The following is a 16,084-nucleotide window of genomic DNA, read 5'->3' on the forward strand; positions in this document are numbered from 1 at the left end:
TTATCATTTATCGTTCGAAGAACAATTCTTGTCCGCGATAAGTCTCGTCTATTTCTCCGTTGTTATATAACAGATGTCCGTTTGCAAATGTTTTCTCTACCTTCCAGTTGAATGTATGACCTTCCAGCGGGCTCCATTTGCATTTGCTTAAGATGCAGTCTGTGGTAACGGTCCATTCGGAGTCGGGACGTACCAATACAAGGTCAGCTTGATAGCCCTTGCGGATGAATCCTCTGTTTGGTATCTCATACATCTGCGCGGGAGCATGAGCCATTTTTTCTACCACTTTCTCGATGGTAAACGCTCCTTTGTCTGCCAACTCCAACATACTGACCAGCGAGAACTGAATCATCGGCATTCCGGACATCGCCTTTAATGCGCCTCCTTCTTTCTCACTAAGTAAGTGTGGGGCATGATCGGTTGCGATGGCATCAATCAGACCACTGTTGACAGCCTCTTGCAAGGCTTTCCGGTCTTGTGCAGTTTTAATGGCAGGGTTACATTTAATGCGGGCACCCAATGTCTGATAATCTTCTTCCGTAAAGAGTAGATGAGAAACGCAGGCTTCTGCTGTAATTCTTTTTTGTGCCAAAGGAGCATTGGAAAACAGACTCAACTCTTTAGCGGTGGAAATATGCATGATGTGCAGACGGGCATTTGCTTCACGTGCCAGTTGCACTGCCAGTTCGGATGAACGATAGCAAGCTTCTTCCGAACGGAGGAGCGGATGAAGAGCCAAAGGTACATCGTCTCCGTATTCTTTCTTATATTTGTCCGTATTTTCTTTGATAATTCCCTGGTCTTCGCAATGGGCGGCGATGAGCAGATCAGTTCCACCGAATATATTACGTAAGCTGGCCATCCGGTCTACCAGCATATTGCCGGTGCTTGACCCCATAAATAACTTTACGCCACAAACCCGATGTTTATCCAGTTGTGCAAATTGGGTATAGTTATTATTCGTTGCTCCGAAATAGCAGGAATAATTGACAGCTGATTTCTCCCCTAATAGAGTGAATTTCTCTTCCAAAGCCTCCAGCGTCGTAGTCTGCGGGTTTGTATTGGGCATATCCATGATGGAAGTGACCCCCCCTGCTGCTGCGGCATGGCTTTCTGTGGTAATATCAGCTTTATGAGTCAGTCCGGGATCGCGGAAATGAACATGTTCGTCAATGGCACCCGGCAGGAGATAACACCCGCTCGCGTCAATGACTTCGTTACAAGGGGCAGCTGCTTTTTCTTCACCCACCAGTATTTCGGCTATCTTTTCATTTTCAATGACTACTGAACCCAGTACTTTTCTTCCTTCGTTAACAATAACGGCATTTTGAATTAGTGTACGTTTCATGACTTTTGCGGGAATTTATGGAACCAACTATTTATTTTTAATTTAATCACACCAAATATGGCCTCTCCAAAGATGCTGCTATTCATCTTGGAAGTCCCTAGCTCACGATTAATGAAGATCACGGGAACCTCGATGATTTTAAAACCACATTTGTAAGCGGTGAATTTCATTTCAATCTGAAAAGCATAACCCTTAAAACGGATATGATCCAAATCAATCATTTCCAGCACCTGACGACGGTAGCAGACAAATCCGGCAGTCGTGTCGTGTACGGGTATTCCTGTGATGAACCGCACATATTTGGAAGCGAAGTACGACATCAATACCCTTCCCATCGGCCAGTTCACTACATTTACTCCGCTGATGTAGCGGGAGCCGATAGATACATCTCCACCCTGTTCCGAACAAGCCTGATACAAACGGGGTAAATCGTTCGGATTATGACTGAAGTCGGCGTCCATTTCAAAGATATACTCGTATGCGTGTTCCAGTGCCCATTTAAATCCGGTAATATAGGCAGTGCCCAATCCCAGTTTCCCTTTACGTTCAATCATAAAAAGCCGTTCGGGAAATTCTTGTTGCAAGGTTTTTACGATGGTTGCCGTTCCATCCGGAGAGCCGTCTTCTATTACCAGAATATGGAATACTTTGGGAAGGCCGAAAACGGCACGGATGATATTTTCTATGTTTTCCCGTTCATTATAGGTAGGGATAATTACAATGCTATCCGATGTCTGCATATAAATACTATAAAATTTAAAACAAAAGTAGTTCTTTTCCTTTAGTTATAGCTGAACTAAGGAAAATTTAACGTGAAGAGCCGAATGTAATCTTTTGTTTCCCGGTGTGAAATGGTTTGTTCCTCGGTGTGAAACAAGTTGTTCCTCGGTGTGAAACAAGTTGTTTCTCGGTGTGGAACACATTGTTTCTCGGTGAGAAACTTTTGGGGGATGAAAACTTTCCCACACTTATGTCTGTCCTGCGATTCTTTTTTGTAATTTTGCGGGGAAATTTTATAAGTATGACAATAACTGAATTGCAACAACAATATGCTGCCCACCCCAATATGGCAGTAATAAAGCGTTTGTTGAAGGACACTTCTGTTCAGACTGTTTTTTGTGGAGGACTGTGCGCATCCGCCGCTTCTCTTTTTTCTTCTGTATTGGTACAAGAGGGTGGTTGTCCGTTTGTCTTTATTTTAGGTGATCTTGAAGAAGCCGGATATTTTTATCATGACTTGACGCAGATATTGGGTACGGAAAAGGTGTTATTCTTTCCATCTTCATTCCGTCGCTCTATTAAATATGGACAAAAAGACGCGGCCAATGAGATTCTGCGCACCGAAGTACTTAGCCGCTTGCAAAAAGGGGAGGAGGGACTATGTATCGTTACGTACCCGGATGCATTGGCGGAGAAAGTGGTGTCCCGAAAAGAATTGAGCGATAAAACCCTGAAACTGAATGTAGGGGAGAAAGTGGATACCACTTTTATCACTGATGTGTTGCATAGTTATGGCTTCGAATACGTAGATTATGTATATGAACCGGGGCAATACGCTGTTCGCGGTAGCATTATCGACGTTTTTTCTTTTGCTTCGGAATATCCTTATCGTATTGATTTCTTTGGTGATGAAGTAGAAAGTATCCGTACCTTTGAAGTAGAGTCCCAATTATCCCGCGAGAAGAAAAGTGGAGTGTCTATTGTTCCTGATTTAGCAGTGACGGGAGACGTGACAACTTCCTTTTTGGATTTTATCCCGAAAGATACTACTCTGGCAATGCGCGATTTTCTTTGGTTGCGTGAACGAATTCAGGTGGTGCATGATGAGGCGTTGACTCCCCAGGCAATAGCTGTCCAGGAAGCCGCAGAAAATGGAGGCATTACATTAGAAGGAAAACTGATAGACGGCAGTGAATTCACTGTACGGGCACTCGATTTCCGCCGATTGGAATTTGGTAACAAACCGACCGGAACACCGAATGCCAGTGTTACTTTCAATACATCTGCCCAACCCATCTTTCATAAGAATTTCGATTTGGTAGCTTCTTCTTTCAAAGATTATTTGGAAAAGGGTTATTCGCTATATATCTGTAGTGACAGTATGAAGCAGACGGATCGTATCAAGGCTATTTTTGAAGATCGGGGCGATCAAATTAATTTTACTCCCGTAGAGCGTACCATACATGACGGATTTGTAGATAACACACTACGGCTCTGTATTTTCACAGATCATCAGTTGTTTGACCGTTTTCATAAATATAATCTGAAAAGTGATAAAGCCCGTTCGGGAAAAGTAGCACTGTCTTTAAAAGAATTGAACCAGTTTACTCCGGGGGATTATGTGGTACATACCGATCATGGTATCGGGCGTTTTTCCGGTTTGGTGCGTATACCGAATGGCGATACTACGCAGGAGGTTTTGAAACTGGTGTTTCAGAATGAAGATGTAGTGTTCGTCTCCATTCATTCCCTGCATAAAGTTTCTAAATATAAAGGTAAGGAGGGAGAGGCTCCCCGGCTTAATAAATTAGGTACAGGGGCATGGGAGAAACTGAAAGAACGTACGAAGAGCAAAATCAAGGATATTGCCCGCGATTTGATTAAATTGTATTCGCAGCGTTGTCAGGAAAAAGGCTTCTCTTATAGTCCCGATAGTTTCTTGCAGCGTGAGTTGGAAGCATCTTTTATTTATGAAGATACACCGGATCAGAGTAAGGCGACGATCGATGTCAAAGCAGATATGGAAAGTGACCGCCCGATGGACCGTCTGGTCTGTGGAGATGTAGGATTTGGAAAAACAGAGGTTGCGGTCCGTGCCGCTTTCAAGGCTGTTACTGATAATAAACAAGTAGCTGTTCTGGTTCCGACAACGGTGCTTGCTTACCAGCATTTCCAAACATTCCGCGAACGACTGAAAGGACTGCCATGCCGGGTGGAATATTTAAGTCGCGCACGTACTGCCGCACAAACCAAAGCTGTATTGAAAGGACTGAAGGATGGAGATGTCGGTATTCTGATAGGTACCCACCGTATCTTAGGCAAGGATGTTCAGTTTAAAGACTTGGGACTGCTGATTGTTGACGAAGAGCAGAAATTCGGAGTTTCCGTAAAAGAAAAGCTGCGTCAATTGAAAGTGAATGTAGATACACTCACAATGACAGCTACTCCGATTCCCCGTACCCTTCAATTCTCGTTGATGGGCGCGCGTGACTTGAGCGTGATTTCCACTCCGCCGCCTAACCGCTATCCGATTCAGACCGAAGTGCATACTTTTAATGAAGAAGTGATAACGGATGCTATCAATTTTGAGATGAGCCGCAACGGGCAGGTCTTTTTTGTTAATAACCGGATTGCGAACTTGCCAGAACTGAAAGCAATGATCGAACGCCATATTCCGGATTGCCGTGTAGCGATCGGACACGGGCAGATGGAGCCGACAGAGCTGGAGAAAATTATTCTGGATTTTGTCAACTATGACTATGATGTGCTCTTGGCAACCACAATCATCGAAAGTGGTATCGATATTCCGAATGCAAATACCATCATTATCAATCAGGCGCAAAACTTTGGTTTGAGTGATCTCCATCAGATGCGTGGACGAGTAGGGCGGAGTAACAAGAAAGCATTCTGTTATCTGCTGGCTCCTCCGTTGAGTAGTCTGACAGCCGAAGGAAGACGACGTCTTCAAGCGATTGAGAACTTTAGTGATTTGGGAAGTGGTATTCATATTGCCATGCAAGATTTGGACATTCGTGGAGCTGGAAATTTGCTCGGAGCCGAGCAAAGTGGCTTTGTTGCTGATTTGGGGTATGAGACTTACCAGAAGATTCTGACTGAAGCTGTCCATGAGTTGAAAACAGATGAATTTGCGGAACTGTATGCCGATGAGATAAAGGGTGAAGGACAAATTAGTGGAGAAGAATTTGTAGACGAGTGCCAGGTAGAAAGTGATCTCGAACTTTTATTGCCGGCCAACTACGTAACCGGCAGTAGTGAGCGTATGTTGCTCTATCGTGAACTGGATGGACTGACATTGGATAAGGATGTGGAGGCTTTCCGCTCTCGTTTGGAGGACCGTTTCGGTCCGGTTCCCCGGGAAACGGAAGAACTACTCCGCATTGTTCCTCTACGTCGTTTGTCAGCTCGTTTGGGGGCAGAGAAGATTTTCCTGAAAGGCGGGCGAATGACCTTGTTCTTTGTTTCCAATCCGGATAGTCCGTTCTATCAAAGCAAGGCTTTTGGTAAAGTGATAGACTATATGATGAAGTATACCCGGCGCTGTGATCTGCGTGAGCAGAATGGTAGACGAAGTATGTTGATTAAAGATGTTACTAATGTGGAGACGGCAGTCAGTGTGTTGCAGGAGATTGTGGCGTTGCCGGTGAAAGATTGACACAGAACGAATTAGAAGAAATAATTGGCTTTATAACTTCTTTGTTTCTTTTTTATATAAACTAATAGATAAGCTAGGAATGAGAACAAGAGATGAATAATGTTATGGGAGTGCGTGGTATAATACTCATCATTATTTTAATATAGATGCAGAGGACATTTTTTGAGATAATACGCGATGAACTATCCCCTCTTTTAGTTACAATTCGTTACTTCATTCAAGAGTTGAGAGGATAGTTCTTTATAAGTGTAGTATATTTGCTTTCAAAGTAGAGTTAGCGTTTTCCGTATAATTTGTCTATCAAATCAGAACGTCCGATACGTCTCAATTCATTGATGATATTTCTCCTTTCATCCGGTTTATACCAGAAGAAGAACTGCCGCTGGGCGAGTTTCTCCCGTTGAGTTTTAGCACTGAATATCGGTTCTAACGTGTATGGGTGAAATCCGGTATACCAGGCTTCGGTAGCCACTGTCATCGGAGTAGGAGTGAAGTCCTGCACCTGTTCCAGATGGAAATCCAGACGTTTAGTGATAACGGCAAGTTCCGCCATATCTTCTTCTTTACATCCGGGATGCGAGGAGATGAAATACGGAATCAGTTGTTGACGTAGATTCTCTTCCCGGTTGATACGGTCGAATATCCTCTTGAATGTTTCAAATTGTTCAAAAGAAGGTTTGCGCATCACAGCTAATACCCGGTCACTGGTATGCTCCGGAGCTACTTTCAGCCGACCGCTCACATGATTGACAATCAATTCACGGGTATACTCGGCAGTGCTTCGGTTGATTGCTTCATCTTTACTTCGATGAAGTAACAGGTCATAGCGTACTCCGCTACCGATAAACGATTTTTTTATTCCGGGCAAGGCATCTACTGCACGGTAAATATCCAGTAGGGGGCGATGGTCGGTATTTAGATTCGGGCAAACTTTCGGATGGATACATGACGGTCGTTTGCACTTCTTGCAAATAGCTTCATCTTTCCCTTTCATCTGATACATATTAGCGGAAGGACCACCTAAATCGCTTAAATATCCTTTGAAATCGGGTAACTGGATGACCTCTTTTACCTCTTTCAGTATTGACTCTTTGCTACGGCTGACAATAAACTTTCCCTGGTGAGCGGAAATGGTGCAGAAGGCACAACCGCCGAAACATCCCCGGTGAATATTGATGGAAAACTTAATCATGTCATAAGCCGGAATCCGTTTCCCTTTATATTTAGGATGAGGCAACCGGGTATATGGCAAATCAAACGAATGATCAAGATCTTCCTGGCTCATCGGAGGATATGGAGGATTGACTACTACTATCTTGTTTCCGACGGCTTGCGTGATTCGGGAAGCCGAATATTTGTTGGATTCTTCTTCGATATGTCGGAAATTGCTTGCCTGTTTCTTTTTATCTGCCAGACATTCTTCGTGCGAATAAAGTTGAAGGTCATCTTCGGCAGAGGTCCATTCTGTTGCACGACAAAGATAGGCTGTTTGAGGAACTGATCCGATGATTGTTCTGAATTTGCTGCTTGTCAGTACTGGCTCTTCAGCAGTAAGCAGACTTTTCATGTTTTTTACCAGGTCTGGAAGTGGCTTTTCTCCCATTCCGTAAATGAGCAAGTCGGCACCGCTGTCGCACAAAATGCTCTTTTGCACTTTGTCCTGCCAATAATCGTAATGACTTAATCGTCTTAAACTAGCTTCGATCCCTCCGATGACTACGGGAACATCCGGGTAAAGTTTCTTTAATATCTGGCTATAAACCGTAGAAGGATATTCCGGACGCATATCCGGACGACCGTCCGGGGTGTATGCATCTTCGCTGCGCAATCGTTTGTTGGCAGTGTATTTATTTACCATCGAATCCATACATCCGCCGGAGATACCGAAGAATAGCCGTGGACGTCCCAACTTTTTGAAGTCACGCAGGTCATCGCGCCAGTTAGGTTGGGGCACGATGGCTATTTTCAAACCTTCCGCTTCAAGAATGCGTCCGATAACGGCAGCACCAAAAGAAGGATGATCCACATAGGCATCAGCACTGAATAGAATGACATCCAATTCATTCCATCCGCGAAGTTCTACTTCTTTCTTGGTAGTGGGTAACCAGTCGGTCAATCGATATTCTTTCATGCTGCAAAGATACGGATAATAAAAAACATCCCAATGATTTTTTTATTCATTGAGATGTTTAACTTCAATCATTAGGATGTTTTACTTCAATCATTGGGGTGTTTTTTAAACTTCCCATTGATTGTGAACTGTAATGTCATTTGTTCTCCGTCATAGATTTCACGAAAGCCGATACCTTGCTCGGACAGATATTCCTTTAAGTCCTGAAACGCGTCAGCGTGGTTCATGATAATCTCTATCGTTTCACCCGGAGAAGCACTGCACATTGCTTTTATTGCAGGAATCAGCGGACTGTATGCTGTTATTCCGCAGGTATCTACCGTAATCATTATTCCTCCTCTTCCGCTTCCGTGTTGGAAAGCCAGGTAAGATAGAGTTTGATGAGCTGTTGCAGACCGAATGCCTTCATATTATTGTGATAAATCACGTCGATACAAAGGTCCAGCAAGTCTTTACTGTCTTCTTCCTGACTGGCGATAAGGGAGCGGATATTAAGTTTCAACTTATCCAGAACTGCTTCATCTACAATACCGGTACTGTCGATAAGGTGGCGGAACAGAGCATATTTTTCAATCGTTCTCAAGTTTTCATTAGATACTTCTATGCTGCGTGTACCGCTGGGATTTGCTTGTATAGTATACATCGTTTTTTAGTTTTAAAGGTTATTATAGTAGCAAAGATAGAATTTAAAATGAGAAACGGATTAAAAAAAAGGATATTTTTTATTTTTGAGTAAAGAATCCCAAAATGCCTGCCATAATGGTTGCCCGATCCGCTTCCGACTGGATGCTTTCGAAAGGAAAGCCCAATACGAAAGTACGGTAGTTCCCTTTGTAAGCGATGCCTGCGCTCTGATTGCCGGGTGCATATGTAAATACAGGGAAAGCAGTATCTACGGGAACGATGCAATCTGCAGTAGGAACCGCATAAGTATTTTCATTGGGCAGACGTGGAATTGTGATTGTGCGCCCCAATCCCTTAATCTGATTTGCACTTTTATCCGTCAGGCTACTTTGATAGCCATATTTCAGTATCTTCTCTGTAAACTCCCTGTTTCCTTGTGTGCCGCTCATATCGCTTCCTACATAAGCACCGCTGACAAACAGATTACCTCCCGACTGACAATAACTGGTCATAATTCGTTGCATAGCCGAGGAGAATGTCTTGTAGTACGCTTTATTCGCGGGATCTTCTTTTTCCAGTCCCAGGATATAATCTACCACCGGATAATCTTCTAACGTGACCAATCCATTTTCTACCGCTTCGTCACTACATGACACAAAACTATATTTGCCGGCGGCCTGAATAGCTTTTCCATGAATAAAAGGATAATCGAACGTGTTTCCTGCTATTTTCATTCCTTCTAATTCGTTTCCGCTATGTCCCAAGCTGCCTTTTCCTTCTTTTCCGGCTTGTGTACGGTCGAAGCCTGTTTGTGCTCCGCAAAACGAAATATTTGATATATATGGAACTCCGGGATCTTGTGTTAAATCGAAACCAGCTCTATCAGAAGTGTTGACGACTGCCGGACCGCTGATTCTGTCAAAGCCATTGATGATGATTACTTTTTCCCGTTCACGTTTGGCTTTATACGCCGAAAGGATTTCGGAAGGAAAACTTTCCCCTCCCCGGTTTACGGCGGTCACTTTGAATGAATAAACGAGTCCCGGTTCTATTTTAACGGTGTGAGACGTTTTGCTGACTAAGGTTCCATTGTCAAAGCCTCCATAACCAATGCGTGTGTATACAATGTATTCTCGTGGACGTGCAGTTGGTTCTTGCGGATCATCTTCGCCTTTCCAGGAAAGTTCCAGCGTATTCTTTTTCTTTCCGAATTGAATGGCGAAATTGCTGACTGGTAGAGGTTGAACTATATATTCTTTATTGTGTTGGCTGGTAATGAACTGCAAAATGCCTTTATAAATGGCACGTCCCACTGTAAACTTGAAGTTCGGATCATGTCCTAACTGCATATCTGCGAAGTTCTGATGGGAAAGCAGTTCAATAATTGTAGAAGGTGTAGCCGGGAGACGCGTTTCGCTGTAATTCCGGTTCCACATGCTGCGGCGTGTCCAAGGGATGCTGTAACTTGAGTAAATATCTTTCTGAATCTGTGTAAGCAGAATATCGGTTAAATCACGTGATGCATACCGGTCTGTTCCTGCATTCAGTTTTCCATTATTGAAATCGGTGGTATAGATACCGAGCGATCCGATAAGCTCATCAGTTTTGCTGCATCCGGCATCACTGTGCAATGCCATTGTCATTTCCAAAGGTACGCCTAAACCCGATTGTTGCGGGTTGTAGACAGAACTGCCCGACAAATAGTTGATAGCGTTGGAGCGTGTGTTGATGTCGTCTGTATAGTCGTTTTCACCTTTACGTCCTGCATATACTTCGTATGGCATTCCCGCCCATTGCGCAGAGTAGCGTGCTCCTTCCAGGTAACGGGGCAGCCCGCTGATTCTTCCTCCACGGGCAATGTTCCCCATTCCACCTCCAAAACGTACTGCATCGGCGCATACAACTCCATGTTCGCTGCTCTCGTTGCTAAGTACCACCATGCCGTAGTCGTTGTTCCCTTTATCGAATTCAAACGTTCCGAGGTAAACCCATGTGCCTCCACCTATTTTCTGATTAACTTTAAATTCGGTTACTCCTCCGTTATGGAATACCAGATATTTGGCATCGCTTACACTGTTGGGAAGTGTCTGATAGGAAACATAAACAGCATACTTGCCTGTTGCCGGTAGAGTAGGTACCCATTCGGCAAATACCTGGTCTTTATTCTTCTTTTTCTTTCTTTCGGTTGGAATGAAACGACAGGTTCCGTCAGTGAAAGGATTTTCTCCTTCTTTATAGATCGTTTTCTTTTGAGCAAATCCTCTTACCGGGGCATTTGTCCAATTAGTTTTTTTGCTACCCACTTCCAGATAAAGGGAAGCGTTGGGAGTGTCATTATCTACAATGATCTCATTCTTCTGCGTATCCCGTTCACGGGGAGTATAGACAATCGCTCCTGCATTTTCCAACATGGGAATCACATAAGGAAGGACGAAAGATTGAGTGAACATATCTTCCGTGGTGCAGAATAGTCGAGGGCGTTGCCATCCCCATTCGTTTTTATCATTTTTGAAATAGTTGCCGTGGCTTTGCCAGATTGCGATGTGACGGTCTTGCAGTCCGCGTGAAATTTCGTTGGGACGTGAAATGTTTTTCACCCAGGGAGCCCCTTTATAGTCTATATTCAAAGATAACCGCTCCTTATCCTTTTTCTTATTCCGGTAGAAATTAGGAACCAAATCTTCAATAGGTTTTCCATCTGCATAAATGGTGAGCTGGTAATAATGAACAGGCCCCGGAAGCAGTTCTTTAACTTGATTATAAATGTTTTCTACAGTTTCCGGACGGAAAGGCTGATAGGCGAAACTCTCCGATACATAGATTGTAATCGTCTTGCGATCATAATTTATATCGAAACTGTTCAGTTTAGGAGTGCTGATTTGGGCTGTTGAGGTATATTTGTTAAAGTAATCCGTCAGCCGTTCTTTTACATTTCTTTCAATATCTTGAGCGAAAAGAAAATTAGCACTTACAGTAAGGCATAGAAGAAACACTATTATCTTTTTCATTATTCAATGCTTTTGTTTTCATTTTCACCACAGAGGAAAGGAGGACACAGAGGCTAAATCCATGAAGCGATATGAAAATGGTTGTTCATAATAACTCTGTATCCTCCTTTCCTCTGTGGTGAATTCTCCCGCAAAAATAATGAAAAAAGAGCGAGAAGTATCGAAACTTCCCACTCTTCTTTCATTGTTTTATATTCTCTTAATTAAGAATATTATTCTTATAAAGGAATGTATTCTACAAATGCTTCCATTGCTTCGTAAGAAGCCAGTCCTAACTTATCATACAAAGTAGCTGTACCACGGTTACGGTCTTCGCTACGTTGCCAGAACAAACGTTCGTCATTACCCAGGAACGGAGCGCTTTCCATCTGCGACTGATGTTTCAGGATAGAGTTACGTTTTGCACGAAGTTCTTCCGGACTAATAGGCACTGCCATTTCAATATTTTCGATTTCCCATTCAGCCCACGCACCACGATACATCCAGATACGACAGTCTTTCAGCCATTTGGCACCTTCTTCTTTTTCAAGATCGACAGCTGCGAATACGGCGTCTGTACATACACGATGTGTTCCGTGCGGGTCGGCCAAGTCACCTGCAACGAAAATTTGATGAGGTTTCACTTCACGAAGCAAGTTACGTACGATTTCCACGTCTGCTTCACTGATCGGGTTTTTCTGAATCTTACCTGTTTCATAGAACGGCAAGTCGAGGAAGTGGCATCGTTCCAATGGTATATTGTTATAAGTGCAGGCCGTACGGGCTTCACCACGACGAATCAGCCCTTTGATAGTCAGAATGTCACGACTGTCCATATCACCATCTTTCTTCTCTTTCAAGAAATTACGTATTTCTGCATATTTCTCATTGATAACCTGGTCTGCACTGTTATTGAAGAGCTGGTTGAATCCGTTGATGAAATGCATGAAGCGAACTACTTCTTCGTCGCCAACGGCGATATTGCCGGAAGTTTCGTAAGCTACGTGTACTTCATGTTTCTGTTCTACCAAACGACGAAGCGTACCACCCATAGAAATAACATCGTCATCCGGATGCGGAGAGAAGATGATTACACGTTTCGGATACGGTTTTGCACGTTCCGGACGGTAGGTGTCATCAGCATTAGGTTTGCCACCCGGCCATCCGGTAATGGTGTGCTGTAAATCATTGAAGATTTTGATGTTTACATTGTACGCAGAACCGTAAAGTGCCAGAAGTTCACTCAAACCATTTTCGTTATAATCTTTATTAGTCAACTTCAGAATCGGTTTGCCGGTCAACTGACACAGCCAAACAATGGCGCTACGAATTAATTTATCATTCCATTCGCAAGAAGTTACCAGCCACGGACGTTGGATACGTGTTAAGTTCATAGCTGCTGAAAGATCAAGAGCTACATGCGCGTTGTTGTGAGTTTGCAGATAAGAAGCCGGAATAGTGTCAGTGATCGCACCTTCCACACATTCTTTAATCATAGCTGCTTTGTTTTCTCCCCATGCAAGCAGATAAACCTTCTTTGCACCAAGGATAGTGGATACACCCATTGTAATAGAACTGATCGGCGTATTATCCAGCGTTCCGAAAATCTTGGATGCTTCGTTACGTGAGGCATTATCCAACAAGATCAGGCGAGTGGTAGAATTCAGTCGGGAACCCGGTTCGTTGAACGCGATGTTACCTACACGGCCAATGCCCAACAAGGCAATATCAATACCTCCGAAGCTTTCGATGCGTTGTTCGTACAGACGACAATATTCGAAGATGGTATCTTTGGCAATGCTTCCGTCGGGAGTGAATATATTCTGTTTGTCAATATCGATATGGTCCAACAACATACTCTTCAAAGCGTTGAAGTTACTGTTGATTGCATCGGGAGCCAACGGATAATATTCATACATGTTAAATACGATCACATTGCGGAAGCTAAGCCCTTCTTCCTTATGCATGCGGATGAGTTCGGTATATACGTGGCTGGGCGAATCACCTCCGGGGAGTGCCAATACGCAGAAGCGTCCTGCTTTTTGTTTTTCGCGGATGGTTTGTGCTATTTCGCGAGCAATATAGTTAGCACCTTCTTCTACGGATTCGTAGATGTCCGTAGGGATTTTTTCGAGTCTTGTCAAGACTGATTTTTCAAATGCATTCTCCGGTCTGTAGTATCTGGGGGAGACCCGGTGGAGACTGATTTGAGAACTAAGATTTGTTTTCATAAAGTTGTTAATTAAGTTATGTAAGATTAGCGTCCTTACGACTGTATTTTCACGACAAAGATACAAAAGAAGTCTATATAATTAACTACCGAGTTCTAGGTATTGTTGCTACATGAATCTGTTTTTAACATTTGTTATTTGGCAAATGTTATAGATGGAATTCGTCTGCATCTTTCCATACCGGGAACTTCTCTCTGAATTGGGTGAGAGCTGTCAGATTTAGACTGACTGTCGTTATTCCTTCCTTTTCATCTGGGAATGAGCCGATTTCTTCTCCGAAGGCGGAATAGACTTTACTTCCTCCATTATATGCAAGCTGGTATCCGTCTATACCTACTCTGTTGACACCGCATACATAGCATTGATTTTCTAAAGCGCGTGCCCGGAGTAGAGTATCCCAAGCCAGCCGGCGAGGGATAGGCCAGTTGGCTACATATATTAAAAGGTCGTACTCGTTGCCTACGTTTCGGCTCCATACAGGGAAACGAAGGTCATAGCAAACCAACAGGCAGATATTCCATCCATGATAGGGAATGATGACTCGTTTATCACCGGCCGAAAAATGTTCGGTTTCCCGTCCCATACGAAACAGATGTCGTTTGTCATAATAGAACTCTTCTCCTTCCGGCGTCAGGAAGAACGCACGGTTATAAAACTGCTCGTTTTCTGTTGCTATATAGCTTCCGCAAATGGCTAGCTGGAATTTGGCAGCCCATTGTTTGAGCGTTGTAATTGTTTCTCCGGAATTTGGCTCTGCCAGTATTTTACTCTGCATACTGAATCCGGTAGAAAACATCTCCGGTAAAACAACAATCTCCGTTATTCCACGAAGACTTTGCAGCTTTTCGTGGAGCAAACGGAGATTTTCTTGTTTATTTTCCCAAACAATATCGGTTTGTATGATAGAAATACGGATAGACTCCATAATAACTAAGTATTAGGTTTTAAGTATTAAGTATTATACCATGCGGTCAAAATATGTTGGAAGCAACGATTAATACTTAATACTTGATACTTAATAATTGAACTTAAAGTTCTCCAAGAGCAAAATTCTCCGGATGTTTTCCTTTGAAATCCTTGAAATAAAGTTTGATTTCTCTCATGTCCTTATTAATATCTCCTGACGGCATGATAGCTTTCGTTGCCGAAATCGTTTTCTTGCTGTAATCAATACCAATCAAAACGATCGGAACCTGGGCCTTCAAGGCTATAAAATAAAAGCCTTTTTTCCAGTTTGGATTCGCTTTACGGGTTCCTTCGGGAGTGATAGCCAAATTAAACTTTTTATATTCGGCAAATTTATGAACCATCTGATCTACTAGCGAAGTTTTTCGACTGCGGTCAACGGGAATTCCGCCAACTGCTTTGAAAAAAACTCCAAGTGGAAAGAAAAACCATTCTTTTTTCATCATGAAACTTGTCTTACGGCCTATAGCACCATAAAATAGTTTTCCAATAAATAAATCAAGGTTTGTTGTGTGTGGAGCGGCACATATCACGCATTTATCATAATTAGGCACCGTAACGTTTGTCTTCCACCCTAACAGGCGGTAATAGATAAAGCTATAAATTGCTTTTTTCATTCTGTTGTTAGTTCAATTTCCCTATAGCTTCAATAATCTCGTTAACCTTTGCATTAAAATCAGCACGGAATTTCTTATAAAAAACTTTCACGTTGCCCGGTTCTGTGTGGCTGATGCGAGTAACAAACTCATCCTGCATCTTCAGTACCTCTGCCATCAGTTCATCTGCTTTCACCTTGTCTGTGCCAGGGATGAACATACTGTTGATTAAACACTCGGTGAATAATTCTCCTGCGATATAGTTTACGTTCTTTTTGAGTTCTCTTCTACTTGCCATAATCTTTACATTTAATGGTGAATAATAAAAAATACTTGCGGTAAAGATAGGTACTTTCTTTGATTCTAGCGAATAATACAGGGAAAAACATTATTCAGGCCTTCATCTTCTTAACTCTATTCCTTCATTTAAATAATTTTGCAGGCTATTATTGATGGAATAACAGGTTCGATTGTCATCATCCTGAATACTATTTATGTGATTTACTTGTTACATCTGATATTTTAAAATATATAGAATAATGTGGTGAAATAGTTCATTTCTGCACCGTTTTGAATAAATATTAGATGCATCGGAATTTTATTTACTCTAGTAACAAAGAAAAAACGCTTAGTAATAGAGTTCTATCTGACACCCGGGTCTCAATGGTACTGACACCCGGGTGTTGGCATACCTGAGACCCGGGTGTCATAGATGCTGAGACCCGGGTCTCAGATAGATTGTTTATACAGTGGAGAAAAATCTAAACTATATTATTTAATTTCTTTCCGTGCGGATCAGTTTATTTCG

11 protein-coding genes are annotated in these 16,084 nt (G+C 42.8%); 1 reads left to right on the forward strand and 10 read right to left on the reverse strand.

Annotated features, from left to right (window positions below; genetic code table 11):
• Positions 1-7: 7 nt before the first annotated feature.
• Both I2I04_RS03000 and I2I04_RS03005 read right to left on the reverse strand, forming a co-directional pair.
• On the reverse strand, positions 8-1,348 hold the full coding sequence (locus I2I04_RS03000; protein ID WP_195654257.1) for a dihydroorotase: 1,341 nt from the start codon (positions 1,346-1,348) through the stop codon (positions 8-10).
• Positions 1,345-2,088, reverse strand: a complete 744-nt coding sequence (locus tag I2I04_RS03005) for a polyprenol monophosphomannose synthase (protein WP_143257338.1) — start codon at positions 2,086-2,088, stop codon at positions 1,345-1,347. The genes I2I04_RS03000 and I2I04_RS03005 overlap by 4 nt, the downstream gene beginning before the upstream one ends.
• Positions 2,089-2,369: 281 nt before the next feature.
• On the opposite strand from I2I04_RS03005, the gene mfd reads away from it, so the two are divergent.
• Positions 2,370-5,741 (forward strand): transcription-repair coupling factor, encoded by a 3,372-nt coding sequence (mfd, locus tag I2I04_RS03010; RefSeq protein WP_195654258.1) that lies wholly within the window; start codon positions 2,370-2,372, stop codon positions 5,739-5,741.
• A 274-nt stretch (positions 5,742-6,015) separates the two neighbouring features.
• Here mfd and I2I04_RS03015 read toward each other — a convergent pair whose 3' ends face one another.
• The 8 genes from I2I04_RS03015 to I2I04_RS03050 all read right to left on the reverse strand — a co-directional run bounded on the left by I2I04_RS03015 (position 6,016) and on the right by I2I04_RS03050 (position 15,574).
• Positions 6,016-7,872, reverse strand: coding sequence for a YgiQ family radical SAM protein (locus I2I04_RS03015; RefSeq protein WP_143257340.1), 1,857 nt, complete (start codon positions 7,870-7,872; stop codon positions 6,016-6,018).
• A gap of 86 nt (positions 7,873-7,958) precedes the next feature.
• Entirely contained in the window at positions 7,959-8,201 is a 243-nt protein-coding gene (locus I2I04_RS03020; protein ID WP_143257341.1) for a sulfurtransferase TusA family protein, read from the reverse strand.
• A complete protein-coding gene (locus I2I04_RS03025; protein ID WP_195470801.1) occupies positions 8,201-8,515 on the reverse strand; it encodes a hypothetical protein in 315 nt (104 codons plus the stop codon). The genes I2I04_RS03020 and I2I04_RS03025 overlap by 1 nt, the downstream gene beginning before the upstream one ends.
• A gap of 79 nt (positions 8,516-8,594) precedes the next feature.
• Entirely contained in the window at positions 8,595-11,504 is a 2,910-nt protein-coding gene (locus I2I04_RS03030; RefSeq protein ID WP_195654259.1) for a xanthan lyase, read from the reverse strand.
• A gap of 218 nt (positions 11,505-11,722) precedes the next feature.
• Entirely contained in the window at positions 11,723-13,714 is a 1,992-nt protein-coding gene (locus tag I2I04_RS03035; protein WP_195470802.1) for a glucosamine-6-phosphate deaminase, read from the reverse strand.
• 148 nt (positions 13,715-13,862) lie between these two features.
• Positions 13,863-14,639 (reverse strand): amidohydrolase, encoded by a 777-nt coding sequence (locus I2I04_RS03040; protein ID WP_195470803.1) that lies wholly within the window; start codon positions 14,637-14,639, stop codon positions 13,863-13,865.
• A 103-nt stretch (positions 14,640-14,742) separates the two neighbouring features.
• Complete coding sequence (locus tag I2I04_RS03045; protein WP_143257345.1) at positions 14,743-15,297, reverse strand: 1-acyl-sn-glycerol-3-phosphate acyltransferase; 555 nt, start codon at positions 15,295-15,297, stop codon at positions 14,743-14,745.
• A gap of 7 nt (positions 15,298-15,304) precedes the next feature.
• On the reverse strand, positions 15,305-15,574 hold the full coding sequence (locus I2I04_RS03050; protein ID WP_195654260.1) for a hypothetical protein: 270 nt from the start codon (positions 15,572-15,574) through the stop codon (positions 15,305-15,307).
• Positions 15,575-16,084 lie beyond the last annotated feature (510 nt).

Source organism: Bacteroides sp. 1001136B_160425_E2, from assembly GCF_015559655.1.
In the GTDB taxonomy this organism is placed as follows: Bacteria; Bacteroidota; Bacteroidia; order Bacteroidales; family Bacteroidaceae; genus Bacteroides; species Bacteroides luhongzhouii.

Bases quoted from the DNA above. Each gene is read 5' to 3' on its own strand.
- I2I04_RS03000 (WP_195654257.1), bottom strand. From the start codon at position 1,348: ATGAAACGTACACTAATTCAAAATGCCGTTATTGTTAACGAAGGAAGA.
- I2I04_RS03005 (WP_143257338.1), bottom strand. From the start codon at position 2,088: ATGCAGACATCGGATAGCATTGTAATTATCCCTACCTATAATGAACGG.
- mfd (WP_195654258.1), top strand. From the start codon at position 2,370: ATGACAATAACTGAATTGCAACAACAATATGCTGCCCACCCCAATATG.
- I2I04_RS03015 (WP_143257340.1), bottom strand. From the start codon at position 7,872: ATGAAAGAATATCGATTGACCGACTGGTTACCCACTACCAAGAAAGAA.
- I2I04_RS03020 (WP_143257341.1), bottom strand. From the start codon at position 8,201: ATGATTACGGTAGATACCTGCGGAATAACAGCATACAGTCCGCTGATT.
- I2I04_RS03025 (WP_195470801.1), bottom strand. From the start codon at position 8,515: ATGTATACTATACAAGCAAATCCCAGCGGTACACGCAGCATAGAAGTA.
- I2I04_RS03030 (WP_195654259.1), bottom strand. From the start codon at position 11,504: ATGAAAAAGATAATAGTGTTTCTTCTATGCCTTACTGTAAGTGCTAAT.
- I2I04_RS03035 (WP_195470802.1), bottom strand. From the start codon at position 13,714: ATGAAAACAAATCTTAGTTCTCAAATCAGTCTCCACCGGGTCTCCCCC.
- I2I04_RS03040 (WP_195470803.1), bottom strand. From the start codon at position 14,639: ATGGAGTCTATCCGTATTTCTATCATACAAACCGATATTGTTTGGGAA.
- I2I04_RS03045 (WP_143257345.1), bottom strand. From the start codon at position 15,297: ATGAAAAAAGCAATTTATAGCTTTATCTATTACCGCCTGTTAGGGTGG.
- I2I04_RS03050 (WP_195654260.1), bottom strand. From the start codon at position 15,574: ATGGCAAGTAGAAGAGAACTCAAAAAGAACGTAAACTATATCGCAGGA.